Source organism: Mycobacterium aquaticum (assembly GCF_002086485.1).
GTDB lineage: Bacteria > Actinomycetota > Actinomycetes > Mycobacteriales > Mycobacteriaceae > Mycobacterium > Mycobacterium aquaticum.
This window is the reverse complement of record NZ_MVHF01000018.1, coordinates 18,896-43,805: the sequence shown is the minus strand read 5'-3', so window position 1 is coordinate 43,805 and position 24,910 is coordinate 18,896. Positions and strand designations below refer to the sequence as shown.

Genomic DNA, 24,910 nt, shown 5'->3' with positions numbered 1-24,910 from the left:
CCCGAGCGATAACGAGAATCGCCCAGAACACTCCGGTGTTCTGGGCGATTTCGTGTTTCGCGGTCAGAATCCGCCTGCGACCCGCACCACCGCCCGTCCGCTGAAACGTCCGGCGCGCACGTCGTCGATCACGCCGACGACGTCCTTGACGTCGACGTCGCGGCTGATGTCGTCGAGGTGGCGTGGCTTGAGCGGGCCGCCCAGTTTCTCCCACAGCGCTCGCCGCGGGTCTTGCCGAGCGGGCGGGGCTTGGCGTCGGGATCGGCGGGCAGCCGCCCGATCACCTCGGCCGCGCCGAGTTCGCGCAGGCGATCGGCCTGATCGGCCTTCCCCGTCGAGGCGATCACTTCGTATCCGGCGGCGGCGAGCAGATCCACGCTCACCGAGCCGACCCCTCCGGTCGCACCGGTCACCACGATCGGCCCGGCATCGGGCGTGATACCGCGATCGGACAGGGTCTGCAGGCTCATCGCGGCGGTGAACCCCGCGGTGCCGATGGCCGCGCCCTCGCGCGGGGTCAGGGAACCCAGTGCGACGACCTGATCGGCGGGCAACCGCGCATATTCGGCGTAGCCGCCGTGGTGGCCGGTACCGATCAGATAGCCGTGCGCCAGCACGAGGTCGCCCACCGTGAATTCCGATGACTGCGACGCGACCACCTCACCGGCCAGGTCGATCCCGGGAACGATCGGATAGTCGCGCACCACACCACCTTTCGGTGTCAGTGCGAGGGGTTGCGAACTGTTGCGTTCTGAGTGGTCGGTTGTTGTCGGTGGTGTGTTGTAGGAACAGGTGTATGAATCTGGCGGTGTGGGCTGAGCGCAACGGTGTTGCGTGGGTTACCGCGTATCGCTGGTTGGGCGCGGGGGCGTTGTCGGTGCCCGCCCGGAAAGTGGGCCGGCTGATGGTTGTCGACGAGCCTTCTAGCGTTGCGGGACCGCGGCAAAGGGCGGCGGTGTCCGGGCGGGTTTCCTCGGCGGATCAGAAGCCGGATCTGGATCGGCAGGTAGTGCGGGTGACTGGGTGGGCCAGGGCTGAACTGATTGCTGCGCGGCTGGGTGACCCGATGGTGAGTCGGATCGTGGTGGGACGCCGGGACCGCTTCTGCCGGTTCGGCTCTGAGTACGTTCAAGCCGCTCGTGCCTGCCAGGGTCGTGAGCTGGTGGTGGTCGATTCGGCCGGGGTCGATGACGACCTGGTGGGTGATAAGGCCGAGATCCTGGCATCGATGTACGCGGATCTGTTGGGTAATCGCGCTGCGCAGGCCTGGGCCATGCGTGTGCTGGCGGCTGCGGCCTCCGATGGCGTGGAGGCGGTCTGAGATGCCGCGGTTGGAGATCCCCGAGGGCTGGTGTGTGCAGGCGTTCCGGTTCACGTTGGATCCGACCGCCGAGCAGGCCCACGCGTTGGCTAGGCACTTCGGTGCCCGGCGTAAGGCATACAACTGGACTGTCGCGGCCTTGAAGGCCGACATCGAAGCCTGGCATGCGACCGGCGTCGCGACGGCGAAGCCATCGCTGCGCGTGCTGCGCAAACGGTGGAACACCGTCAAGGACACCGTGTGCGTCAACGCTGAGAGCGGTGAGGTGTGGTGGCCGGAGTGCTCGAAGGAGGCCTACGCCGACGGCATCGCCGGTGCGGTCGAGGCCTACTGGAATTGGCAAACCTCCCGTGCGGGCACCCGTGCAGGGAAACGGGTCGGGTTCCCCCGCTTCAAACGCAAGGGTCGCGACGCTGACCGGGTGTCATTCACGACCGGGGCGATGCGGGTCGAGCCAGATCGACGGCATCTGACCCTGCCGGTGATCGGCTGTGTGCGGACGCACGAGAACACCCGCCGGATTGAGCGGCTCATCAGCAAGGGTCGGGCGCGGGTTGTGGCGATCTCGGTGCGCCGCAACGGCACCCGGTTCGATGCGAGCGTGCGCGTCCTGGTGCAGCGGCCCCAGCAGCGTGGCGTGGCACGGCCCGATTCGCGTGTCGGTGTCGATGTCGGGGTCCGGCGCCTGGCCACGGTCGCAACCACGGACGGCACCGTCATAGAACGGGTCGACAACCCGCGCCCGCTGTACGCGGCGCTCACGCAGTTGCGGCACGTGTCCCGTGCCCGCTCGCGCTGCAGGAAAGGCTCACGACGCTACCGTGAGCGCACCACCGAACTGTCCCGGCTGCATCGCCGGGTCAACGATGTCCGTTCGCATCATTTGCATGTCCTGACAACACGATTGGCCAAAACCCACGGCTGCATCGTTGTCGAAGGTGTGGACGCGGCGGGAATGCTGCAGCAGAAGGGGCTGCCGGGGGCTCGTGCCCGGCGACGTGGGCTCTGCGATGCCGCCCTGGGCACACAACGGCGACACCTGTCCTACAAGACCCGCTGGTACGGGTCACAACTGATAGTGGCCGACCGGTGGTTCCCGTCGTCGAAAACCTGCCACGTATGTCGGCATGTGCAAAACATCGGATGGGCTGAGCACTGGCAATGTGAAGCGTGTTCAGCACCAACGCACCAGCGCGACGACAACGCCGCTGTAAACCTCGCACGCTACGAGGAACCCGTTAGCGTCGTCGGCCCAGTTAGGGCCGCCGTCAAGCGTGGAGCCGACCGTAAGACCGGGCCCCGCCCGGCCGGTGGCGACGAAGCGCGGAAGGGAACCGGCCATCCGGCCGGGAAACAACCCCGAGACGGGGTGCGAGTCACGTGACCACTAACGATCACTCACTCGCAACGGCATCCTTGAAGTTGACGCTGGAGTACTGCACTCGGATGGTCACCTCGCCCGGGGGCAGTGCCGACTCCTCGAGCGTCTCGACTGCCGCGTCGATGCGGTCGCCGTCCTGTCTCGCGATGAGTGCCTGAAACGTGTCCATGGCCTCACCCTATGAGCCGAGCAGTCCCCGCCGATGGCGGACTGCTCGCCGGGCGAACTGCGGCAGAGAACCTACTTCAATTCGGCCGAGGACAGGCCAAGCAGGCGGCGGGCCACCACCAGCTGCTGAATCTGCTGCGTGCCTTCGAAGATGTCGAGGATCTTGGAATCGCGGGCCCACTTCTCCAGCAGGGTCTGCTCGGAATAGCCCACGGTTCCGGCCATTTCGACAGCCTTGAGGGTGATGTCGCTGGCCACCCGGGCGGCCTTGGCCTTACCCATCGAGGCCTCTTTGGAGTTCGGGATGCTGTTGTCGGCCTGCCACGCCGAGCGCACGGTCAACAGATAACCGGCCTCCCAGTCGGCCTCCATCCGCAGGAACTCCGCCGCGGGGGCGCTCTGCGCGTGCGCGGGCTTGTCGTAGGAGATCTCCACGCCGGCATCGGTGAGGATGGCCCGCAGGTCCTCCAGGGCGGCGCGGGCGATACCTACGGCCATCGCCGCCACGATGGGACGGGTGTTGTCGAAGGTCTCCATGACCCCGGCAAAGCCCTTCTCCACGTGGATCTCCGGATCGCCCAGCAGGTTGTCCTTGGGGATGCGGGCGTTTTCGAAGCGGATCACCGCGGTGTCGGAGGCCTTGATACCGAGCTTGTGCTCGAGGCGCTCCACGGTGACACCGGGGTGTTCGCGCGGCACGATGAACGACTTGATCGCCGCCCGGCCGAGTGACTTGTCCAGCGTCGCCCACACCACGATGTGGGTGGCGCGCGAGCCCGCGGTGACGAAGATCTTCTCGCCGTTGATCACATACTCGTCGCCGTCGAGCACGGCCGTCGTGCTCACCGCCGCCGAGTCTGAGCCGAAGCCCGGTTCGGTGATGGCCATCGCGGCCCACACGTCCTTGCCGAGCCGCTCCAGCTGCTCAGGGGTGGCGACCGACGAGATGGCCGCGTTGCCCAGGCCTTGGCGCGGCACCGACAACAGCAATGCCACATCGCCCCAGCTGATTTCGAGGGCGTTGAGCAGAGCCGACATGTTGGCACCGTTGACCGTGGTCTTCTGACCGTCGCCGTTGGCGTCGTCGCGGAATGCCTCGGCACCCGCGAACGAGATGGTCTTGGCGCTCGAGATGCCCTCGAACAGGTTGGCCAGGGTGTCGAGTTCGACGGGATAGGCGTGCTCGGCCAGGTCGTACTTGCGCGAGATGGGGCGAAGCATCTCCGCGGCGCCCTGATGGCCCTTCTCGATGACCGCTTGGAGCTTGCGGGGCATTTCCAAATTGATTGCCATGATGTGTCTTTCGCTTGGAGGACCGCTGGGCTAGATGACTACGACACCCTCGGCGACGCCGATGGCCCGCAGATCGCGGTACCAGCGCTCGACCGGGTGTTCCTTGGTGTAGCCGTGGCCGCCGAGCAGCTGGACGCCGTCCAGACCGATCTGCATGCCCTTGTCGGTGCCGAGCTTCTTGGCCAGTGCGGCCTCGCGGGCGAACGGCAGACCCTGTTCGGCGCGGGCCGCGCCGCGCCAGGTGATCAGCCGCAGGCCGTCGAGTTCGATGGCGATGTTGGCGGTCATGAACGCCACCGACTGGCGGTGGGCGATGGGCTCGCCGAAGGCGTGGCGTTCCTTGATGTAGGGAATCACGTAGTCCAGCACGGCGTGCGACGTGCCTACCGCGAGCGCCGCCCAGCCGAGCCGCGAGAGTGCGATGGCCTCCAAGTAATCCTCGTCGGTCGCGTCGTCCTCACCGAGCCGGGCGCTCAACGGCACCGCCACGTTGTCGAGTTCGACCTGACCGAGCGCGGCCGCGCGGATACCCATGCTGGGATCGGCCTTGACGGTCAGCCCTGCCGACGCCGCCTCGACGATGAAGAGGGCCGGCTTGCCATTGAGTTGTGCTGCGACGATGAACAATTCGGCATCGGCGGCGGCCGGCACCAGAGACTTCACGCCGGACAGGCGGTAGCCGCTGGGAGTGCGGACCGCAGTGGTCTTGAGCGCGGTGGGGTCGAACAGCGCGTGCGGTTCGGCGATCGCCACACACCCCTGCGGCACGTTCTCGCTCGCGAACTCCGTGAGGTAGGTGGCCTGCTGGTCCGCGCTGCCCCAGTGGGTCAGCGCTGCGGCGACGCCGCCGGGCGCCAGGATCGGCAGGGCCAGGCCCATGTCGCCGTAGGCCAGTGCCTCGGCGACCAGTGCATTGGTGACCGTGCTGCGGTGCTCGGCGATGCCGTCGAAGTCCTCGGGAACGTTGACGGCGGTGATGCCCAGCTCGGCGGCCTTGGCGATCAGGTCGGCCGGATAGGTGGCGGCTTCGTCGGCGTCGTGGGCCGCGGGCCGCAGGATCTCTTCGGCGAACTCGTTGACGGTTTCGACGATCATCTTCTGGTCGTCGTCGGGCGTCAGGTCGAAGTAATCGGCGCCGCTGGGCTTGAGCCGGGTGGGTGCCTTACCCACGCCCTGAACCCGCTTGAACTGCCGGGTGGCCGCGCCCGCGGTTGAAAATACCTGCTTCACACCGTATTTCAGGCCGCGGTTGAGCGGGTCGCGCAATCCGTAGCGGTCCAGGAACTCCTGGCCGACGATCGGGGTGATCAGCGCCAACCCGATGTCGGTCGCTGTCCGCTTGTGCTTGTGCAGGCCCACGGCGCTCGGCCGGGCGGACCGCTGGGGACGGGGTGCAGAGCCGTTCTTGGACGGCAGGGTGTTGGTCATGTCAGCTGCCTCTAGTTGGGAGTGGCGACGCCATGACCGTATCTTACTCCGGAGTAAGGTACGGCGCGGTTGTAACCAACTTCACACCCGTCACACGGCTCGGCTCAGCTTGCCGACAGCCGCTTGAGCACCTCCGCGTGCAGCTGTCCATTGGTCGCCAACGCGCTGCCGCCGTGCGGTCCGTCGGCGCCGTCGATGCTGGTGAACACCCCTCCGGCCTCGCGGATGAGGATGTCGAGCGGGGCGATGTCCCACAGCTTCACCTCGGGCTCGCAAGCGATGTCCACGGCGCCCTCGGCGACCATGCAGTAGGACCAGAAGTCCCCGTAGGCCCGCACTCGCCACACTGCGTCGGTCAGCTCGACAAAGCGGTCCCGGCGGTCTTCCCAACCGGTGGTCAGGTCGGAATACGACAGGCTTGCCGAGGCCAGGTCGCTGATGCCGGAGACGGCCAGCTTGCGGGTCTGCCCGGCGAACGAACCGAACGCGCCCTGGCCCGCACCGGCCCACCAGCGACGCGCCAGGGCCGGTGCGCTGACAACGCCGACGGTCGGCGTGCCGTCCACCAGCAGGGCGATCAGCGTGCACCACACAGGCACGCCGCGGACGAAGTTCTTGGTGCCGTCGATCGGATCCAGAACCCACTGCCGGCCGGTCAAAGTGGTTGTGCCACCGAACTCTTCGCCGAACACCGAGTCCTCCGGCCGTGCTTGGGCCAGCGTCGCGCGCAGTGATTCCTCGGCACCGCGGTCGGCGTCGGTGACGGGCGTCAGATCCGGTTTGGTTTCGACGCGCAGGTCCAGGGCGCCGAAGCGGGCCATGGTCAGAGCGTCGGCCTGATCGGCCAATGCGAGTGCCAGGGTCAAGTCATCTGCGGAGGTGCTCATGGCAGCAGTCCTACCATGGCCGTGTGTGGGAATTCGGGATACTCCTGTTGCTCGTGGGCGTGCTGGTGTTGCTGCTGGCCCCGCGGATCATGCGACGTCGCGGCATGGGGCCCGATGCCGTTTCGGGGACGCTGCTGGTCACGGGCGTCAGTCCGCGTCCCGACGCCGAAGGAGAGCAGTTCGTCACGATCACCGGCGTCATCAACGGACCGACGGTCAACGAGCATGTGGTGTATCAGCGCATGGCGGTCGACGTCTCCGCGTGGCCGACCATGGGGCAGCTGATTCCCGTGGTGTACTCACCGAAGAACCCGGACAAGTGGGGCTTCGCTCCGCCACCCTCCGAGATGCCTCCGGTTTAGTCGGTTTCGACGATCTCGTTGCGGTAGCGCTCGAAAAGCGCCAGGAACTCGGCTCTTTCGAGCTCTGCGACGCCGTTCTTCATCAGTGCGGCGTCGGCGTAGTTCATGTTGGCGTGCCATTCGGCTTCGGAGATGGCCAGGCCGTCGTGGGCGGTCCTCATATCGCGCCCGATGTAGTAGCACGGTCCACCGCTGAGCTCACACATCTGGTCGACCAGTAACTGCCGGGCGCGCATATGGGAATCCAGGCTTCGGCCCGATGCGAAACGCGCGAACGCCGGGTCGGCCCGCAACGCGGCGAACATGTCGTCGATGACGGCCGCGATCACGTCGTAGCCACCCAGCCGTCGATACAGCGAAGTTGTTGCCTCGGTCACCATGCCTCCGCGCCTGACGCTCGAGAGATCCGTTTCAGTAAAGCGGATGCCATCGGGCACCGGCCGCCGATCGTCAGAATCACTGGCGGCCAATGACCAGCCGATTCATCGGTTGATCGAGCTTCAGGTCCCGCAGCCGCCTTCGAAGGTCCGGATGATGGTCGGCACCACGGCGTGACGGGGCAGGGTGCCCGCATTGGCGTCACGGCACGCCCAGTGCACCAACGCGAACAGGGTGTGCTCGATCCACTCCACACTGAGGTCGGAGGTGAACACGCCTTCCTCCTGCCCTCGCCGGATGAGGTCCAGGACCAGGTCTTCGTTGGGCTGTTCGGCCGGTGGAACGTCGCGCATCACGGCGGGATCGTCGAACAGGAACAGGATGCGGTCACCGGCTGAGGCCATCGCCGCGATGGCCCTGCGCATGGCGTCGAGGGCGGGGCCCTGGTCGGTGGCGGCCTCGCGAATCGCCTTGTCGAGCATGCGGATCGAGTCGGCCCTGGTCTGGGTCATCAGGCATTCCCGGTCCGGGAAGTAGCGGTGCACAGTGGTACGGCCGACGCCGGCGGCCTGGGCGATGTCGGGCAAGGTGGCGGTGCGGTTGCGGGCGATCACCGAGGCGGTCGCAGCGAGGATGGCATTACGGGTGCGGACCTGCGAACCAGACAACTGCTCTGTGACGGCGCCCATCGTGCCATCGTAACTCCGCCCCAAAGTGGAGCGTTGACGTTCCATTAGTGAACTAGTAAGTTCTCTCAGGGTTTTCGGAGGACCTACTCACAGGGTGCACGCTCCATTGGTCGGGAAGGTGGGTGGCGGTGCTCGGTTTTCTTCGTGCCCTGCGACGGGGCTGGATACCACTGATTCTGGTGGTCGTGCTCGCGGTCAGCGGCTTCGCCATGTACCGCATGCACGGCATCTTCGGCTCGCAGCAGTCGGCAGGCGCGGGCGGCGGGGGAGTCGACAAGATCGTGCCGTTCAATCCCAAACGGGTCCTCTACGAGGTGCTCGGGCCCGAGTCGACCGCGGGCAGCATCAGCTATTTGGACGAGAACGCCGAGCCGCAACGTGCCGACTTCACGTCGCTGCCGTGGTCGTTCCAGGTCACCACGACGCTGCCGTCGATGTTCGCCAACCTCGTCGCGCAAGGCGACAGCACCTCGATCAGGTGCCGGATAACCGTCAATGGTGAAGTGCGCGAGGACCAGTCGTCCACCGGCCACGATGCTCAGGCCTTCTGCCTGGTGAAAGCCGCATGACCGGCGCGCACGCGACCCGGCCGAGAATCGCCAGGACGCTCCGGGTGCTGTCCATCCCGATCATCCTGATCTGGCTGGCGATCACCGTGGTCACCAATGCCATTGCGCCACAACTGGAACAGGTCGGCAAAGAGAACTCGGTGTCGCTGTCGCCCAAGGACGCGCCTGCGATGATCGCGATGAACCGGATGGGCGCGCAGTTCCAGGAGTTCGACTCCGACAGCATCGCGATGATCGTGCTGGAGGGCGACGAGCCACTCGGTGACGAGGCGCACCGCTACTACGACGGCCTGGTCAAGGAACTCGAAGCCGACACCAAACACGTTCAGCACGTGCAGAACTACTGGGGTGACCTGATCACCGCCGCGGGTTCGCAGAGCTCGGACGGCAAGGCGGCCTACGTGCAGGTCAACCTTGCCGGCAACCAGGGCGAAACCCTGGGTATGGAATCGGTCGAGGCCATCCGCGAGATCGTGGACCGATCACACCCGCCCGCGGGCGTGCACGCGTACGTGACGGGCCAGGCGCCGCTGACCACCGACATGACCGAGGCCGGCGACAAGTCGATGGTCAAGATCACCGTGATCACGCTGATCGTCATCACCGTGATGTTGCTGCTCGTCTACCGGTCCATCGTCACCACGGTGCTGGCCTTGTTCGTCGTGCTCATCGAGATGAACTCGGCGCGGGGCGTGGTCGCGGTGATCGGCAATCAGCACCTGCTCGGGTTGTCGACCTTCTCGACGAGCCTGCTCACCTCATTGGCCATCGCTGCGGGTACCGACTACGTCATCTTCCTGGTCGGGCGCTACCAGGAAGCCCGTCAGGCCGGGCAGGACCGAGAAGACGCTTATTACACCGCATTTCACGGCGTCGGGCACGTCATCCTCGGCTCCGGCCTCACCGTGGCCGGCGCCATGCTGTGTCTGCATTTCACGCGGTTGAACTACTTCAGCTCCATGGGCATTCCCAGCGCCATCGGCTTGTCCATCGTCGTGGTGGCATCGCTGACACTGGCGCCCGCGGTGCTCACGGTCGGCAGCCGGTTCGGCGCATTCGACGCCAAGCGGGCGATCAAGACCCGCGGCTGGCGGCGCGTCGGCACCGCGGTGGTGCGGTGGCCCGTGCCGATCCTGGCGGCGGCCATCTCCATCGCCCTGGTCGGGCTGCTCGCCCTGCCGGGCTACCGGACCAGCTACAACGATCGGCACTACATTCCGCAGTCGTTGCCGTCGAACGTCGGATACGCCGCTGCGGAACGGCATTTCAGCGCCGCCCGGATGAACCCCGACATGTTGTTGGTGGAGGCCGGTCAGGATCTGCGTACGGCATCGAACATGATCGTGCTGGACAAGATCGCCAAGAACATCTTCCGGGTGCCCGGCATCGCCCGCGTACAGAACATCACCCGACCGCTGGGTGATCCGATTGCCCACAGCTCCATACCCTTTCAAGTCAGCCTGCAGTCGGTGACGATGACCGAGAACATGCAGTTCCTCAAGGGCCGGGTCGGTGACATGCAGCGGATGAGCGACCAGCTGGGCATCATGATCGGCTCGATGGAGAAGATGCTGGATCTGATGCGCAAGCTCACCGGCACCACCCACGACATGGTGGGCACGGCGACGGAGATGAAGACCGTCACCGACGAGATGCGCGACCACATGGCCGATTTCGACGATTTCTACCGGCCGCTGCGCAACTATCTGTACTGGGAGCCGCACTGCTTCGACATCCCGATGTGCTGGTCCATGCGATCGCTGTTCGACGGGCTCGACGGCGTCGATCGGCTCAGCGGCAGCCTCACCAAGCTGCTGCGCAACATGAACGACATGGATGCGCTCATGCCGCAGTTGCTCGATCAGTTGCCGCCGATGATCGCGGTGTCCAAGGACATGCAGGGCACCCTGAAGACGATGTACAGCACGTTCAACGGGCTGATCACCCAGATCGACAGGATGACCGACACCGCCAGCGCGATGGGGCAGGCGTTCGACTCGGCCAAGAGTGACGATTACTTCTACCTCCCGCCGGAGGCGTTCGACAGCCCGGACTTCCAACGCGGTCTGCGTCTGCTGATCTCGCCCGACGGCAAATCAGCGCGGTACATCATCACCCATGACACGGATCCGGCTACCCCGGAAGGCATTTCGCATGTCGACGCCGAGCTGCAGGCGGCCAAGGAGGCCGTCAAGGGCACCCCGCTGGCCGATGCCAAGTTCTGGCTCGGCGGTACTGCGGCCACCTACAAGGACATTCAGATCGGCGCCAAATGGGACCTGCTGATCGCGGCGTTGGGCGCGATCACGCTGATCTTCATGGTCATGCTGATCATCACCCGGGCGCTCATCGCGTCGTTCGTGATCGTCGGGACCGTGATCCTCTCGCTGGCAGCATCATTCGGCTTGTCGGTGCTGGTGTGGCAATACCTGCTCGGGATAGAACTGCACTGGATGACACTGGCCTTCTCGGTGATCATCCTGCTGGCCGTGGGGTCGGACTACAACCTGTTGGTGGTGTCCCGGTTCAAAGAGGAGATCGGGGCGGGCATCAAGACCGGCATCATCCGGGCGATGGGCGCCACCGGTGGCGTCGTGACCGCGGCCGGCCTGGTCTTCGCGGTGACGATGGCCTCCATGGTGACGTCCGATCTGCGCGCGATCGGGCAGGGCGGCACCACCATCGGCCTGGGCCTGCTGTTCGACACGCTCGTGGTGCGGTCGTTGATGACGCCGTCCATCGCCGCGATCCTCGGGCGCTGGTTCTGGTGGCCGCTCAAGGTGCGCAGCAGGCCGCGGCGCGTCGTCGCCGTGCCGGAATCGGTGAATCAGCCGGCCTGACGCCATTCGGCACAGCTAGCCGTGGCTGATCTTGAGCATGTCCGCCACATTCGTCAGCTTCACGCGGGGCCGTCCCAACGCCTCGCCGGCGGCTCGCTCGTGGGCGTCGATGCGCTGCCAGTGGTCGTCGGTGACCAGCAGCGGCTGGCGCGACACCAGCCAGTGGGCGAGCTCGTCGGCGTGCTCTGGGCCGAAGTCGCTCAGCGAAGCCGAGGACAAGTCGGTCAGCAGGGTGTGCACCGTGTCGGCGGAGTCCTTCTTGTTGCTGCCGATGACGCCCGACGGGCCCCGCTTGATCCAGCCGACGACGTACTCGTTGCGGCTGCCGTCCACCCGGCCGTCGGTGTGCGGGATGGTGCCGGAGCGCTCGTCGAACGGAAGCCCGGCAGTGGGCACGCCGCGGTAGCCGACGGCGCGCACCACCAGCTGTGCCTGCAGCTCCTCGCGCTCTCCGGTGTCCTTGGCGACCACCCGGTCGGAGACGGTGACCAGTTCGTTGCGGCCCAGCACGATCGACTCGACCTTGCCGTCACCCTTGATCTCGATGGGGGAGGTGCAGAACCGGAACACGATGCGCCGTGCCGCCCCGGTGGGCTCCTTGGCGGCGTAACCACGCAACACTTTGATGTTCTGCTTGACCGTCTTGCCCGCGGACTCCAGCGCTTCGTCGGTGATGTCGACGAAGTCGGCGGGGTCGACGATGATGTCGACGTCGGCCATGGCCTCGAGATCACCCAGCTCACGTAGTTCGAGCGTGGTGAACGGTGCCTGCAGCGGTCCGCGCCGGCCGATCACCAACACCTCCTGCACCCCGCTGGCATGCAGTGCGGACAGGGCGTGATCGGCAATATCGGTGCTCGCCAACACTTCTGGGTCGCTGACGAGGATGCGGGCCACGTCCAGTGCCACGTTTCCGTTTCCCACCACCACTGCGCGGGCATTCGAGACGTCGGGGGCCATCAGCTCGAAATGCGGATGAGCGTTGTACCAGCCGACGAAGTCGACTGCCGCCACGCTGCCGGGCAGATCTTCGCCGGGGATGCCGAGCGGTCGGTCCGACTGCGTCCCGATCGCGTAGACGACGGCGTCGTAGCGCTCTGCCAGTTCACCGGCCTGCACGTGCTCGCCGACCACGATGTTGCCGAAGAACCGGAACCGCGGATCCTGCGCGATCTTCTCGAACTGAGTGCTGATCGTCTTGATCTTGGGGTGGTCGGGTGCGACACCGGAGCGCACGAGTCCCCAGGGCGTGGGCAGCATCTCCAGCATGTCGACGCGGACATCGCGGTGCTCAGCACTGTCGGTGGAATCGGCAAACTTCAACAACGCTGCCGCGGCAAAGAACCCCGAGGGTCCCGAGCCGACGACTGCCACATGGTATGGGCGCATGCATCAGCCTTCTGATAGCCAATCGCTCTCCCGGCCGTGCGCAAGGGGCTGTCGCGACACAGCTGGGCTGGGTACACCCCGACTGTAAACGCGGATCGGTGGAGCTGCCGCCGGTCAGCGATAACTTCCTCGAGCGGGCTACAGGTAACCTCAACTTTCGTGGATCTAGACCGTCAAGCCGATATCGCCGCACTCGACACCACCCTGACGACGGTGGAGCGGGTGCTTGACTTGGACGGCCTGCGCGACCGGGTGGCCAAACTCGAGCAGGAAGCGTCGGACCCGAAGCTCTGGGACGACCAGACGCGTGCGCAGAAGGTCACAAGCGAGCTGTCGCACGCTCAGGGTGAGCTGCGCCGGGTGGAGGAACTGCGCAGCCGTCTCGACGATCTGCCCGTGCTGTACGAGCTGGCCGCCGAAGAAGGTGGCGAGTCCGAGATCGCCGAGGCCGACGCCGAGCTCAACAAGCTGCGCGAGGACATCGAGCAGATGGAGGTCCGCACGCTGCTGTCCGGTGAGTACGACGAGCGGGAGGCCGTCGTCACCATCCGGTCCGGCGCGGGCGGCGTCGATGCGGCCGACTGGGCCGAGATGTTGATGCGGATGTACATCCGGTGGGCCGAGCAGCACAAGTATCCGGTCGAGGTCTTCGACACCTCCTACGCCGAGGAAGCCGGCATCAAGAGCGCGACGTTCGCGGTGCACGCGCCGTTCGCCTACGGCACCCTCTCGGTCGAACAGGGCACCCACCGGCTGGTGCGGATCAGCCCGTTCGACAACCAGAGCCGGCGCCAGACCTCATTCGCAGACGTCGAGGTGCTGCCCGTGGTCGAGACCACCGACCACATCGAGATCCCCGAGGGCGACATCCGCGTCGACGTCTACCGCTCGAGCGGTCCGGGCGGGCAGTCGGTGAACACCACCGACTCGGCGGTACGCCTCACCCACATCCCGACCGGTATCGTGGTCACCTGTCAGAACGAGAAATCGCAGCTGCAGAACAAGGTTTCGGCGATGCGGGTTCTCCAGGCAAAGTTGCTGGAGCGTAAGCGGTTAGAGGAACGCGCCGAGATGGATGCGCTGAAGGGCGACGGCGGAAGTTCCTGGGGAACCCAGATGCGGTCCTATGTTCTGCAGCCCTATCAGATGGTGAAGGATTTGCGCACCGAGTACGAGGTCGGTAACCCGACCGCGGTGCTCGATGGAGACATCGACGGATTCCTGGAAGCGGGAATCAGGTGGCGCAACAGAAAAGATGACGACGAGTAACTTGGCCGCCACAGTGCTGGCCTACCCGATGGCTCAGCGCTGGCATGACTTCTGGCACGGCGAGTTCGGCGTGTGGATCCTGACCAAGGGTCTGCGCATCGCGCTGCTGCTGATCGGCGGGTTGCTGCTGGCCCGCTTCATCAACTGGGCTGCGCAGAAATTCGTGCGGCGCATCGACGCCGAATATGAGGAAAGCGACCAGCTGGTGCGCTCGGAGAGCGCCAAGCACCGGCAGGCCGTCGCATCGGTGATCTCCTGGGTGTCGGTGGCGATGCTGTTCGTCGTCGTGCTCGTCGAGGTCAGCGATGTGTTGGCGGTGCCGATCGTGTCCTTGGCGGCTCCGGCGACCGTGATCGGCGCCGCGCTGGGTTTCGGTGCGCAGCGCATCGTCCAGGACCTGCTGGCCGGCTTCTTCATCATCACCGAGAAGCAGTACGGCTTCGGTGACCTGGTCCGGCTCACGATCGCGGCAGCCAACGAGGCCGAGGGCACCGTGGAGGATGTCACGCTGCGGGTCACCAAGCTGCGGTCTTCCGAGGGGGAGATGTACACCGTTCCCAACGGGCAGATCGTCAAGTCGCTGAACCTCTCCAAGGACTGGGCTCGCTCTGTGGTCGACATCCCGGTCCCGGCCAGCGCGGACCTCAACGCCGTCAACGACGTCTTGCACGACGTGGCGGACAAGGCTGCCGATGACGAGGAACTGTCCAAGCTGCTGCTCGACAAGCCCCAGCTCATGGGTGTGGAGAGCATCGGGCTGGATACCGTCAACCTGCGCATGGTCGCCCGGACCCTGCCCGGCAAGCAGTTCGAGGTCGGCCGGCGGCTGCGGGTCCGCGTGGTGCGTGCCCTGCGGCGCGCCGGTGTGGTCACGCCCACCGACGGCGCGACGCCCACGGTGGAGTCGATCCCGCATCCGGCGACGGTGCCCGGGGCCGAGCAGACGCCGTCCGGACGGCCCGCCCGGGAGACGACGTCATGAAAATCGACATGTCCGCGCAGGCCGCGGCGATCAAGGCCGTCGCGGTCAAATATTGGCCCAAGCGCCTTGGCCGGCTGCGCACCTCGACCGTGGTGCTCGCGGTGGCGTTCGTGGCGTTGTTCTGGGTGCAGCAGGCCTATCGGCCGCCGGCGCCGACGCCGACGGCGCCACCCGGCTTCGTGCCCGATCCCGACTACACCTGGGTGCCGCGGACCAACGTGGCACCGCCGACGACGACGCATCGGACGACGACCACCACGCCGACGACGACCGAAACCACGACGCCGGAGACCACCACCGAGAGTCCGACCACCAGTTCCACGAGTCCGACCACGACATCCCCGTCGCCGGGCCCGCGCACCACGGTGATCGATCCGGACGGTCCCGGACCGTTGCCGCCGATCACGTTGCCGATCCTGCCGGGCATGGGCCCACCGGCGCCGACCCCGACGCCGGGGCAGCCTCCTACGCCGGTTGCCGAGCAACCGTCGCAGGTCGGTGAGCAACCTGCTGCTCCGACACCGCAGCCGTAGCGTGACCCGGCCTTTGCGTACTCACCGCTACACTGGCGTGCCGTGATGATCACCCTCGACCACGTGACGAAGCAGTACAAGTCGTCAGCGCGTCCCGCGCTGGACGACGTCTCGTTGAAGATCGACAAGGGTGAGTTCGTGTTCCTCATCGGCCCGTCCGGGTCGGGCAAGTCCACGTTCATGCGCCTGTTGCTCGCAGCCGAGACACCCTCCGCCGGCGACATCCAGGTCTCCAAGTTTCATGTGAACAAGCTGCCGGGCCGGCACATCCCGAGCCTTCGGCAGGTGATCGGCTGCGTGTTCCAGGACTTCCGGCTGCTGCAGCAGAAGACGGTGTTCGAGAACGTGGCGTTCGCCCTCGAGGTCATCGGCAAGCGATCCGAGGTGATCAACAGGGTGGTGCCCGACGTGCTGGAGATGGTGGGGCTCTCCGGCAAGGCCAACCGACTGCCGAGCGAGCTCTCCGGTGGTGAGCAGCAGCGCGTCGCGATCGCCCGCGCCTTCGTCAACCGCCCGCTGGTGCTGATCGCCGACGAGCCGACCGGAAACCTGGACCCGGAGACCAGTAAGGACATCATGGATCTGCTGGAGCGGATCAACCGCACCGGAACGACGGTGCTGATGGCCACCCACGACCATCACATCGTCGACTCGATGCGTCAGCGGGTCGTCGAACTCGAACTCGGCCGGCTGATTCGTGACGAGCAGCGCGGCGTCTACGGAATGGATCGCTAAGTGCGCTTCGGCTTTCTTGTCAATGAAGTTCTGACCGGGCTTCGTCGCAACGTCACCATGACCGTTGCGATGATCCTCACCACAGCCATCTCCATCGGGCTGTTCGGTGGCGGTCTGCTGGTGGTGCGGCTGGCCGACCAGTCCCGCGACATCTATCTCGACCGGGTCGAGACGCAGGTGTTCCTGACCGACGACGTCTCGGCCAACGATCCGAACTGTGATGCCGACCCGTGCAAGGCGCTGCGCAGCAAGCTCGAGGAGAACACCGAGCAGGTCAAATCGGTGCGGTTCCTCAACCGCGACCAGGCCTACGACGACGCCATCCGCAAGATTCCGCAGTTCAAGGACGTCGCCAGCAAGGACGCGTTCCCGGCGTCGTTCATCGTCAAGCTCAACAATCCCGAGCAGCACGCCGACTTCGACAAGTCGATGATCGGGCAGCCCGGGGTGCGCAGAGTGCTCAACCAGAAAGAGCTCATCGACCGGTTGTTCTCGGTGCTCGACGGCCTGAGCAATGCGGCGTTCGCGGTGGCGTTGGTGCAGGCCATCGGTGCCGTGCTGCTGATCGCCAACATGGTGCAGGTGGCCGCTTACACCCGGCGGACCGAGATCGGCATCATGCGGTTGGTCGGTGCCACCCGCTGGTACACCCAGCTGCCGTTCCTGGTCGAGGCGATGCTCGCGGCCCTCATCGGCGTCGTCATCGCGGTCGTCGGGCTCATCATCGTGCGGGCGGCGTTCCTGGAACGCGCGCTCGACCAGTTCTATCAAGCCAACCTGATCGCCAGGGTGGACTATGCCGACATCCTGTACATCTCGCCGATCCTGTTGTTCGTCGGCGTGGCGATGGCAGGCCTGACCGCGTACGTCACCCTCCGGCTGTACGTCCGTAGGTAGGTCGTCGTGGTGACCAAGAAGGCCAGCCCCGCTGGCAACAAGCAGATCGTTGCGAGCAATCGCAAGGCCCGGCACAACTACACGATCCTCGACACCTACGAGGCCGGGGTTGCGCTGATGGGTACCGAGGTGAAAAGCCTGCGCGAGGGGCAGGCGTCACTCGCCGACGCCTTCGCGACCGTCGATGACGGCGAGATCTGGCTGCGCAACGTTCACATCGCCGAGTATCACCACGGCACCTGGACCAACCACGCGCCGCGCCGCAACCGCAAGTTGCTGCTGCATCGCCGGGAGATCGACAATCTCATCGGCAAGATCCGCGACGGCAATCTGACGCTGGTGCCGCTGTCGATGTATTTCTCTGACGGCAAAGTCAAGGTGGAGTTGGCGCTGGCCCGAGGCAAACAGGCGCACGACAAGCGTCAGGACATCGCCAAGCGGGACGCCGACCGGGAGATCACCCGCGAACTCGGCCGCCGCGCCAAAGGCATGTAGCCCCGCTGCGCCGGGCCGCACCGCGAACGTGCGTGTCTGTTGGCCGACACGCCGTCCAGATCACGGGAATAATGGCTTGGCGTTCGCCGCTCGGTCTGGCGTACTATTGATCGTCCTGCCGAAAGTCGGCGGGGATGCGAGGGGCTGATCGGTTTCGACTTCGCGCATCGAATCAAGGGAAGCGTGCCGGTGCAGGCAAGAGACCACCGTAAGCGTCGTTGCAACCAATTAAGCGCCGATTCCAATCAGCGCGACTACGCCCTCGCTGCCTAAGCGACGGCTGGTCTGTCAGACCGGGAGCGCCCTCGGCCCGGACCCTGGCATCAGCTAGAGGGACCCACCCATGGGTTCGGTCGCGGAATCCATGGGGACATCAAACAGCGACTGGGATCGTCATCTCGGCTTGTTCGCGTGACTGAGAGATCCGAGTAGAGACACAGCGAACTGCGCACGGAGAAGCCTCGACGACATGCCGTAGGACCCGGGTTCAATTCCCGGCAGCTCCACAACCGAAGATGCAGGTAGGCCCCCAGACACGGGGGCCTTTCCTGTATCCGGGCGTTGTCACCGGTTTCGTGGCCACGCTCTGTCACTCTGTGCGAGTGGACCTGGTGTGGGGTGTCGTGGCGCTGACCGTGGCGACGTTGACGGTGCTGCTCGCGGTTCGCCGATTCGTCATGGTGGGAAGTCAGTTGGTGTTCTCCCGCTACGTCGCGGTCGGCGGGTTGGTCGCGTTCTCTGCGTACCGCGACGACTCCGACAGCCCTGGCGCCTATCGCGTGCGGTTCGAAGTGGGTGGGCCAGGGGTGTTTCACAACGTGACGGTGCAACTGTTCGGTGTGTCAGAAACCGGTGGCGAGCAACGCCCGGCGGTGCGGCACACCATGGCCGCCGGTGACACTCCGATCGAATGGACGTTCCGCCATCCCGCCGAGGTGGCAGAACGGGCATGGGTGATGGTGACGTGGGTGCGGCCGTATCTGCAGGGTGTCGAATCCGAGGCGCTCGCGCAGTGGTTGCCGACCGGCCGGCTGTACGAGTGGCGGTGGTATTCGGAGACGACGCGCTACGTGCGCACCGTCACGCGGTTCATCGCTCGGCGATCGCCGGTCCCGCTCGGCGCGTCGATGCGTGAGTTGCCGTTGTACGGACGGTGGCGACGCACCTCGTCGAACACCAGCGCCGATCTGCTGGGCCCGGCTGCCACCCCGCCACCGACGTCGTGACGGCGGTGCCACCGGGGCCCGCAGGTGGGGCATAACCTCCTACTTGCGGGCCCCGGCACGGTTTGCCTGTCACCGCGAACGAGTCGAGCGCTCCGGTCGATGGCAGACCCCGCGCGGCCGGGCAGAGCTTGCAGCGCGCCCCAGGGAGCGAGGACGCCTGCGGGCCGCCGGCCGTGCGATCCTCTGCACGGAAGCCGCGTTGACCGCTATCGCGGCAAGCAATTCGGTGTAGCTCCAACCGATTTCCGTTCCTGACAGGGCCGACAGGTTGATCATCTGATCCCGGCCGGGCCGACCCGGGCCCGTCATGCTGGGCTTCATGTTGATGTCGATGGCTTTGATGACACCCTTGGCGTCTTCGCGGCAGTCGATCCGGATCGGTGCCGTGGCGTTGAGGAACTGCGCGACGCGGACGGCGTGCCTGCCGAATTCGCGCAGGCGATCGTCGTCGCCCGCAGGCTTGCTGTTCGACTGGATCGGCACCACGCCACTGAACGGCATCACCCCGCCGTGATGACCGGTCCGCTCGATCGCGGGAAGAGGCCAGTGGGTGGCCTCGCTGCGCAGCCCCTCGGAGGTCTCGTAAACACCGGGCGGCATCACGGTCACGGCGAGCTCCTGGCCCGACAGGTACTCTTCGAGCAGAAACTTGTTGCCGAACGTCGGCCCGACCAGTGACTCGATGTGTTCCGATGCTTGCGCGACGGAGTCGACAACCTTGACACCGGCGCTGCCGCGGCCCCGAACCGGCTTCACGATGATCGGGAAGGTCAGCCTCTTCGTCGAAACAGCTGCTTCCACTTGATCTTTCGCCGGTCCCGTCTCGACATTGACCAGCGCCTGCACGGGTACCGGGACGCCGATCGCGCTGATGGCGGCCTGGCACACGTTCTTGTCCTCGAACTTCTCGACGACATCCAGCGGCTGACCGACGACGTACAGCCCGTCGCGGGAACCGAAGTGGGCCATCGGATGCTCGTCGAACAAACTGGTGTTGGCCCACAGGATCTCGGCTCCGTCGGCGATTGCTCGGGAGATTCCCTCGAGCGTGTCCGGGTACGTCCAGTCCGCGTCGACATCAGGTCGCGGATCGTCCACCGGGGTGAGCACGTCACAGCCGGCCTGCGTCAACGCGAAGGCGATATCGGCGGATGAATCCCGGTAGCCGAAGGGGTTCGAAGGTTTGACCGCCCCGCCCAGTGATGGCGGTGTGACTGCCTGGTGCAGCACCGCGATTGGTTTGCCGTACAACGCCTGTGCGTTCGAGACGGTGGTGTCGCCGGTGCTGCGTGCGTCTGCTGTGTTCATTCGAGTTCTCCTGTGTCAGTGGATATTTGGTTTCTGTCAAGGTGGCCTTGCATCACTGAAATTACGGATCTTTCGGCGCCGTGGCTCGCTTGTGCGCACAACCCCGACAAGCGCGCAATCTCCGGCTTTTGTGCATTGCGCTCACCGCGGCTGTGGCGTGCCCGGGAACGCGGCGATGATGTCGCTGACGTCCGCGCAGCTCTCCAGCGCGAGGATTTTGCTTGCGAGACGGTCGATCTCGGCAGGCGTCGCGCCGAGACCCATCTCAAGGCACGTCGAGAACTTGGCGATCGCCGCGTCCTGCGTCATCGGTTGCTCCGGGCTGCCCTCCATGAACTCCGGGAAGCGTTCGATTCGTCGACCGTCTCGGCAGAGGATGCTCACCCGGGTAGGCGACATGGCGCCGGGTGCGATCGCGTCGTCGACCATCACCCGGGTACGCGCCGTGAGTGCGCTGACTGCGGGATCGGTAATCTGTGGCCGCTGAAAGCTCGTCACGTCGACGCGACCGTGGACGAGCGCCGTCGCAAAGCAGTAGCACGCGTTGAACTGGGCGTGGATCGTCGAGTCCCTCGCGGCGTCGTAGGGCTCGCCGACGATCTTGGTGTTCACCTCACTCATGCCGATGACAACGCTCTCGATCTCCGCTGGGCTCAAGCCTTCTCGGTGCAGCGCCCGACCGATGGCGATCGCGTTATGGGTGCAGCGGCAGCAGGGATAGGGCTTCATGCTGTGCGTCATGACCTCCCACCTCCGACCGAGGTCCTGTAGGAGCGCGTCGGGGATAACCTCGCCACGCTCATATAGCCGGAACAGCCCGGCTTCGCCCTCCAGAAAACGGGTCGGACCGGTCAGTCCGGCCGCGGCGAGATACGCCGCGGCCGTACCGTTGCGGGCGGCAAAACCCGCTCCGAGTCGCTTGGCCAGAACGCCGTCGTTGAGCGCCTGTCGGGTGCCCGACGCTTGATGGAAGGCCAGCCCGACGGCGTCGGAGAACTGCGCGGCGCGCAGGTCCAGCACTCGTGCTGTCGCGGCTGCGGCGCCGAGCGCACCAAGGACGGTGGTCGGATGCCAGCCGCGGGACATGCTCTGCGGCGCGGCGAGTCCGAGCCGGGCCTGCAGTTCAACGCCGGTGGCCAGCGCCGCGATGAGATCGCGTCCGCTGACGCCGCCGCGCGCCTCCGCCGCCGCCATCGCCGCGGGCAGGATCACGGCGTAGGCGTGTACGCGGCCGGGGTCGTGATTGTCGTCGAAATCCAGTGCGTGCGCGGCCGCACCGTTGGCCAGCGCGGCGGTCGGTGGCGCGACGCGCCCCTTGCCGATGAGCACGGTCGACGGACCGCCACTCTCCCAGCCGAGAAGCAGGTGGTTCATCTGCGGGATGCCGGGCGCGTCGGCTGCGGCGGCGATCACGCCCAGGGTGTCGAGCACGAAGAGCTTGATTCGCTGCACCACCGCAGTCGGCAGAGACGAAAAACTCCAGTCCTCATAGGCGGCCATGACCGCGCGGCTGAATCCGTCGGCGGGCGCGTCCGGGCCGGGTGTCGTTGTGTTCATCGTGGCGTCCCTCTCGGATCAGTTGCGGGGCAAGAAGAATGCCGCGGCGGCCGCCGCGACACCGGCGAGGATGAGGACGGTCGAGGCGACGGCCGCCCACCCTGCGAAGTCCAATGCGATGCCACCGAACCAGCCGATGATGCTCGATCCGGCGTAGTAGAAGAGGTTGTAGAGCGACGAGGCCTGCGCCTTGCCGACGGTGGCCCCGCGACCGGCCCACCCGGTGGCGATCGCATGTGCGGCGAAGAAGCCGACGGTGGTCACCACGAGGCCGACCAACACCAGAAAGAGGTTGGCGCACAACGTGGTCGCCACTCCGATGAGCATGATGGCGATCGATGTGAGCAGAACCGCCTTACGGCCGAACCGGGTGGCCAGTGCACCTGCGAGGGTCGATGCTCCGGTGCCCGCCAGGTAGGCGAAGAAGATCAGGCTCACCACGGTTCCCGGCAGGTGATAGGGCGCGGCGGTCAGCCGGAAGGCCAGGAAGTTGTAGATCGCCACGAACCCGCCCATCAGCAGAAAACCTTGAGCGAACAGCGTCAGCTGGCGCGGTGACCGCAGGTTGGACCACAGGCGATGGGCCACAGTGCCTTCCGGACCTGTGCCGAGGCCGTTCGAGGGGGTGAAACCGCGTGACTGCGGCGCGAGTTTGACGAAGCCCGCCGCGGCGGCTGCGCACAGGACAGCTACGGTGAGCATGCCGACACGCCACGTCGCGATGTCGGTGACCGGGCCGGCGACCACCCGGCCGAGAAGCCCACCGATGCTGGTCCCGGAGACGAAGGTCCCGGCCGCGCGGGCCGCGTGCTCCGCGGCGATCTCTTCGGTGAGGTAGGCGATAGCGATGGCGGGCACCCCGGCGATCACGAGCCCCTGCAGCAGCCGTCCGGCGAGCAACAGGTGAAAGGTCGGCGCGAACGGGGTGAGCAGGCCGAGCACGCTGGACGACAGGACCGACAGCGACATCGCCTTCACCCGGCCTATCCGGTCGGCGATCATCGACCAGGGGATCACACCGACGGCCAGGCCGATCGTGCAAGCCGACACCATCAGCGCGGCGGAGGCTGCTCCCACACCCAGGTCGGCCGAGATCTGGGGGAGCACGCCCTGTGGCGAGTAGAGCTGGGCAAAGGTTGCTATCCCCGCGCAGAACAATGCCGCGAGCAGGCGGCGGTACTCGGTGGACCCGCGCCGGTGGCCGGCCCAGGTTTGCTTGCGGCTGAGAGAGGCTGATTTCATGGCGAGGCTTTCGGTGCGGTTCCAGGGCGTTGACGAGGGCGAATGCCGCCAAGTTAGGCCGGTGTGGACCGGCCTGGCTCGCTTGTGTGCGCAACCCGCGCAATGCGCGAATTGCCGCTTTTGCGCATTTCGCTCACCCGCGGCCGACGCATGTGCACCGGAACCGGTCGTGACGCGACCTTGATCCTTTGCCGACACGCGCTAGATTGAGGCGTGTTTTCTCGCCGCATACGCAGCCCCCGGACGGGCAGTGCGCGGTCAGGTGGTCGCTGGGTCGGGCTTGGCGCTACTGCACTGTTCACCGCCGGCCTCGCGCTGGCCGCCCCGAATCTGCCGGTGGCATCTGCCACCGACTGTGCCGACGCCGAGGTGATCTTCGCGCGCGGTACCGACGAGCCGGCCGGTCTGGGCCGGGTAGGCGACGCCTTCGTCGACTCGCTGCGCAAGCAGACCGGCATGAACATCGCCAGCTACGCGGTGAACTACAAGGCCAGCAAGCTGCAGTTGCACGGTGGCGACGGCGCAAAAGACGCGATCTCGCACCTCAAATCCACCGTGTCGTCGTGTCCCAACACCCAGATCGTCTTGGGCGGCTACTCGCAGGGCGCGAGCGTGATGGACATCGTGGCCGGCGTCCCCGTGGGCGGGATCAGCTGGGGTGATCCGCTGCCCGCCGAGTACGCGAAGAACGTTGCGGCGGTCGCGACCTTCGGTGACGTGGCGACCCGCACCGACCAGGCGCTGCCGACGCACAGCGCACTGCTGGGTGCCAAGGCGATCGACCTGTGTAATCCGGCCGACCCGATCTGTCACCCGGGGCCGGGCAACGCGTGGAGCGGACACACCGAGGGTTACGTCCCCGTCTACACCACCCAGGCAGCGGCGTTCGCCGCGGACAAGCTGATGGCCGGCTCTGCTCCGACGGTGCCCGGATACGGGCCGTCGTCGGGGTACGACCCGGCGACTTCGGTGCATGGCCCGCAACCGGGATACGGTTCGGCCACGCCGGGGTACGGCGGCCAGCAGCCGTCCCTGTCCGGTCCTTCGACGTCGGATCCGGGTTCGCTGCCCCCTGACCTCGGCTGGGTCTCAGCGGTTCGCTGACGCGCTTCGGCGAGCCTGCCACCATCGCCCGACGAGATCGAACTCCGCCTGGGATCATGGGTAATCGTTCCCTGCGTGCCACCGAAACGGGGAGTTGATCGAAGTGTTGTCTGCACAACGTGAGTTCGCGGCGTACGGCCCATCGCACTGCGCGGTTTTGGCGGTGTTCGCGCTGGGTGCAGTGCTTCTGGTCGTGCTGGGCCGGCGCCAGACCGAGGCGCAGGGGCGGATGTTCAGCCGGGTGCTGGCGATGCTGCTCCTCGCGGCGTTCGCGGTGGCGCTGGGCTACAAGCTGGTGGACCCATCCATGGACACCTCGGTGCCGCTGCAATTGTGCGACGTCGCGGAGCTCGCGGCGGCCTACGCACTGTGGTCCCAACGGCATTGGGCGTTCGTCCTGACCTACTACTGGGGCCTCGTCCTGAGTTCGCAGGCGTTGATCACGCCCGACATCGGCACGCCCAAGGACGGCGCTCCGGACTTTCCGCACCACCTGTTCATCACCTTCTTCACGCTTCACGTGCTCGTGGTGTGGGCGGCCATCTATCTCACGTGGGGACGTGGAAATCGACCGCGGTGGCGTGACTACCGCTTCGCGGTCATCGCGACCCTCGGGTGGGCAGCTGTCACACTCGCCTTCAATGCGGCCACCGGAACCAACTACGGCTACCTGAACCGCAAGCCCCCCACGGCGTCCCTGCTGGACGTGTTGGGACCGTGGCCGCTTTACCTTTTGGCCGAGGTCGCGATCGTTCTCGTCGTGTGGGCGCTGATGACGTGGCCATGGGAGCGCGCCCGGCGACACACCGAGCAGCCGCAGTCGCTGCGAGAGATGAGTGATTGACCCTCGTTCTCAG

Annotated in this window: 23 protein-coding genes, 1 other RNA gene and 2 pseudogenes; 15 read left to right on the top strand and 11 right to left on the bottom strand. The window is 66.1% G+C overall.

Going from position 1 to position 24,910, the window contains the following annotated elements:
* Positions 1-63: 63 nt before the first annotated feature.
* A pseudogene (locus tag BST13_RS18335) lies at positions 64-758 on the bottom strand (alcohol dehydrogenase catalytic domain-containing protein); the annotation flags it as partial.
* 38 nt (positions 759-796) lie between these two features.
* Here BST13_RS18335 and BST13_RS18330 point away from each other — a divergent pair.
* On the top strand, positions 797-1,321 hold the full coding sequence (locus BST13_RS18330) for a recombinase family protein (protein ID WP_083165450.1): 525 nt from the start codon (positions 797-799) through the stop codon (positions 1,319-1,321).
* Position 1,322: 1 nt separating this feature from the next.
* Entirely contained in the window at positions 1,323-2,705 is a 1,383-nt protein-coding gene (tnpB, locus tag BST13_RS18325) for an IS607 family element RNA-guided endonuclease TnpB (protein WP_083165449.1), read from the top strand.
* 19 nt (positions 2,706-2,724) lie between these two features.
* Here the strand turns inward: tnpB and BST13_RS38720 are convergent.
* The 4 genes and pseudogenes from BST13_RS38720 to hisN form a co-directional block, all read right to left on the bottom strand.
* Positions 2,725-2,871: pseudogene (locus BST13_RS38720) on the bottom strand (oxidoreductase); the annotation flags it as partial.
* 71 nt (positions 2,872-2,942) lie between these two features.
* Positions 2,943-4,163 (bottom strand): acyl-CoA dehydrogenase family protein, encoded by a 1,221-nt coding sequence (locus tag BST13_RS18320; protein WP_083165448.1) that lies wholly within the window; start codon positions 4,161-4,163, stop codon positions 2,943-2,945.
* Between the two features lie 30 nt (positions 4,164-4,193).
* Positions 4,194-5,591, bottom strand: coding sequence for an acyl-CoA dehydrogenase family protein (locus BST13_RS18315; RefSeq protein ID WP_083165447.1), 1,398 nt, complete (start codon positions 5,589-5,591; stop codon positions 4,194-4,196).
* Positions 5,592-5,695: 104 nt separating this feature from the next.
* A complete protein-coding gene (gene hisN, locus BST13_RS18310) occupies positions 5,696-6,478 on the bottom strand; it encodes a histidinol-phosphatase (RefSeq protein ID WP_083165446.1) in 783 nt (260 codons plus the stop codon).
* A gap of 23 nt (positions 6,479-6,501) precedes the next feature.
* Here hisN and BST13_RS18305 point away from each other — a divergent pair, with 23 nt between their 5' ends.
* Positions 6,502-6,840 carry a hypothetical protein gene (locus tag BST13_RS18305; protein WP_083165445.1) on the top strand — a complete coding sequence of 113 codons (339 nt, stop codon included), beginning with the start codon at positions 6,502-6,504 and terminating at the stop codon, positions 6,838-6,840.
* Here the strand turns inward: BST13_RS18305 and BST13_RS18300 are convergent.
* Both BST13_RS18300 and BST13_RS18295 read right to left on the bottom strand, forming a co-directional pair.
* On the bottom strand, positions 6,837-7,217 hold the full coding sequence (locus BST13_RS18300) for a group I truncated hemoglobin (RefSeq protein ID WP_083165530.1): 381 nt from the start codon (positions 7,215-7,217) through the stop codon (positions 6,837-6,839). The two genes, BST13_RS18305 and BST13_RS18300, sit on opposite strands and share 4 nt — an antisense overlap.
* Before the next feature lie 123 nt (positions 7,218-7,340).
* On the bottom strand, positions 7,341-7,907 hold the full coding sequence (locus BST13_RS18295; protein WP_083165444.1) for a TetR/AcrR family transcriptional regulator: 567 nt from the start codon (positions 7,905-7,907) through the stop codon (positions 7,341-7,343).
* Between the two features lie 128 nt (positions 7,908-8,035).
* Between BST13_RS18295 and BST13_RS18290 the strand changes: the two genes are divergently transcribed.
* A complete protein-coding gene (locus tag BST13_RS18290; RefSeq protein ID WP_083165529.1) occupies positions 8,036-8,476 on the top strand; it encodes an MmpS family transport accessory protein in 441 nt (146 codons plus the stop codon).
* The gene (locus BST13_RS18285; RefSeq protein WP_083165443.1) at positions 8,473-11,316 is read left to right on the top strand and encodes an MMPL/RND family transporter; all 2,844 of its coding nucleotides are present in this window, start codon (positions 8,473-8,475) and stop codon (positions 11,314-11,316) included. Before BST13_RS18290 ends, BST13_RS18285 begins: the two co-directional genes overlap by 4 nt.
* Positions 11,317-11,331: 15 nt before the next feature.
* Here the strand turns inward: BST13_RS18285 and BST13_RS18280 are convergent, their stop codons facing one another.
* Positions 11,332-12,705: an FAD-dependent oxidoreductase gene (locus BST13_RS18280; protein ID WP_083165442.1), complete on the bottom strand. Its 1,374-nt coding sequence runs from the start codon at positions 12,703-12,705 to the stop codon at positions 11,332-11,334.
* A 159-nt stretch (positions 12,706-12,864) separates the two neighbouring features.
* Between BST13_RS18280 and prfB the strand changes: the two genes are divergently transcribed.
* From prfB to BST13_RS18240, 8 genes are all read left to right on the top strand, one after another.
* The gene (prfB, locus tag BST13_RS18275) at positions 12,865-13,974 is read left to right on the top strand and encodes a peptide chain release factor 2 (RefSeq protein WP_029373873.1); all 1,110 of its coding nucleotides are present in this window, start codon (positions 12,865-12,867) and stop codon (positions 13,972-13,974) included.
* Positions 13,961-14,956, top strand: a complete 996-nt coding sequence (locus BST13_RS18270; RefSeq protein WP_083165441.1) for a mechanosensitive ion channel family protein — start codon at positions 13,961-13,963, stop codon at positions 14,954-14,956. Before prfB ends, BST13_RS18270 begins: the two co-directional genes overlap by 14 nt.
* Positions 14,953-15,489 (top strand): Rv3103c family proline-rich protein, encoded by a 537-nt coding sequence (locus BST13_RS18265; protein WP_083165440.1) that lies wholly within the window; start codon positions 14,953-14,955, stop codon positions 15,487-15,489. Before BST13_RS18270 ends, BST13_RS18265 begins: the two co-directional genes overlap by 4 nt.
* 45 nt (positions 15,490-15,534) lie before the next feature.
* Positions 15,535-16,224, top strand: coding sequence for a cell division ATP-binding protein FtsE (ftsE, locus tag BST13_RS18260; RefSeq protein WP_029373870.1), 690 nt, complete (start codon positions 15,535-15,537; stop codon positions 16,222-16,224).
* Positions 16,225-17,121: a permease-like cell division protein FtsX gene (gene ftsX, locus BST13_RS18255; protein WP_083165439.1), complete on the top strand. Its 897-nt coding sequence runs from the start codon at positions 16,225-16,227 to the stop codon at positions 17,119-17,121. It abuts the gene before it with no gap.
* Between the two features lie 6 nt (positions 17,122-17,127).
* Positions 17,128-17,616 (top strand): SsrA-binding protein SmpB, encoded by a 489-nt coding sequence (smpB, locus tag BST13_RS18250; protein ID WP_170064301.1) that lies wholly within the window; start codon positions 17,128-17,130, stop codon positions 17,614-17,616.
* A 140-nt stretch (positions 17,617-17,756) separates the two neighbouring features.
* Positions 17,757-18,125, top strand: a transfer-messenger RNA (tmRNA) gene (gene ssrA / locus BST13_RS18245).
* A 93-nt stretch (positions 18,126-18,218) separates the two neighbouring features.
* Positions 18,219-18,842, top strand: a complete 624-nt coding sequence (locus BST13_RS18240) for a hypothetical protein (protein ID WP_083165438.1) — start codon at positions 18,219-18,221, stop codon at positions 18,840-18,842.
* Between the two features lie 69 nt (positions 18,843-18,911).
* Here BST13_RS18240 and BST13_RS18235 read toward each other — a convergent pair whose 3' ends face one another.
* The 3 genes from BST13_RS18235 to BST13_RS18225 all read right to left on the bottom strand — a co-directional run bounded on the left by BST13_RS18235 (position 18,912) and on the right by BST13_RS18225 (position 22,949).
* Positions 18,912-20,150 (bottom strand): ATP-binding protein, encoded by a 1,239-nt coding sequence (locus BST13_RS18235; protein WP_083165437.1) that lies wholly within the window; start codon positions 20,148-20,150, stop codon positions 18,912-18,914.
* A 141-nt stretch (positions 20,151-20,291) separates the two neighbouring features.
* Positions 20,292-21,707, bottom strand: a complete 1,416-nt coding sequence (locus tag BST13_RS18230; RefSeq protein ID WP_083165436.1) for an MmgE/PrpD family protein — start codon at positions 21,705-21,707, stop codon at positions 20,292-20,294.
* Positions 21,708-21,725: 18 nt separating this feature from the next.
* Positions 21,726-22,949: an MFS transporter gene (locus BST13_RS18225; RefSeq protein WP_083165435.1), complete on the bottom strand. Its 1,224-nt coding sequence runs from the start codon at positions 22,947-22,949 to the stop codon at positions 21,726-21,728.
* Between the two features lie 294 nt (positions 22,950-23,243).
* Between BST13_RS18225 and BST13_RS18220 the strand changes: the two genes are divergently transcribed.
* Positions 23,244-24,053 (top strand): cutinase family protein, encoded by an 810-nt coding sequence (locus tag BST13_RS18220; protein ID WP_245839726.1) that lies wholly within the window; start codon positions 23,244-23,246, stop codon positions 24,051-24,053.
* A 103-nt stretch (positions 24,054-24,156) separates the two neighbouring features.
* Positions 24,157-24,897 carry a YwaF family protein gene (locus tag BST13_RS18215; protein ID WP_211296118.1) on the top strand — a complete coding sequence of 247 codons (741 nt, stop codon included), beginning with the start codon at positions 24,157-24,159 and terminating at the stop codon, positions 24,895-24,897.
* Positions 24,898-24,910 lie beyond the last annotated feature (13 nt).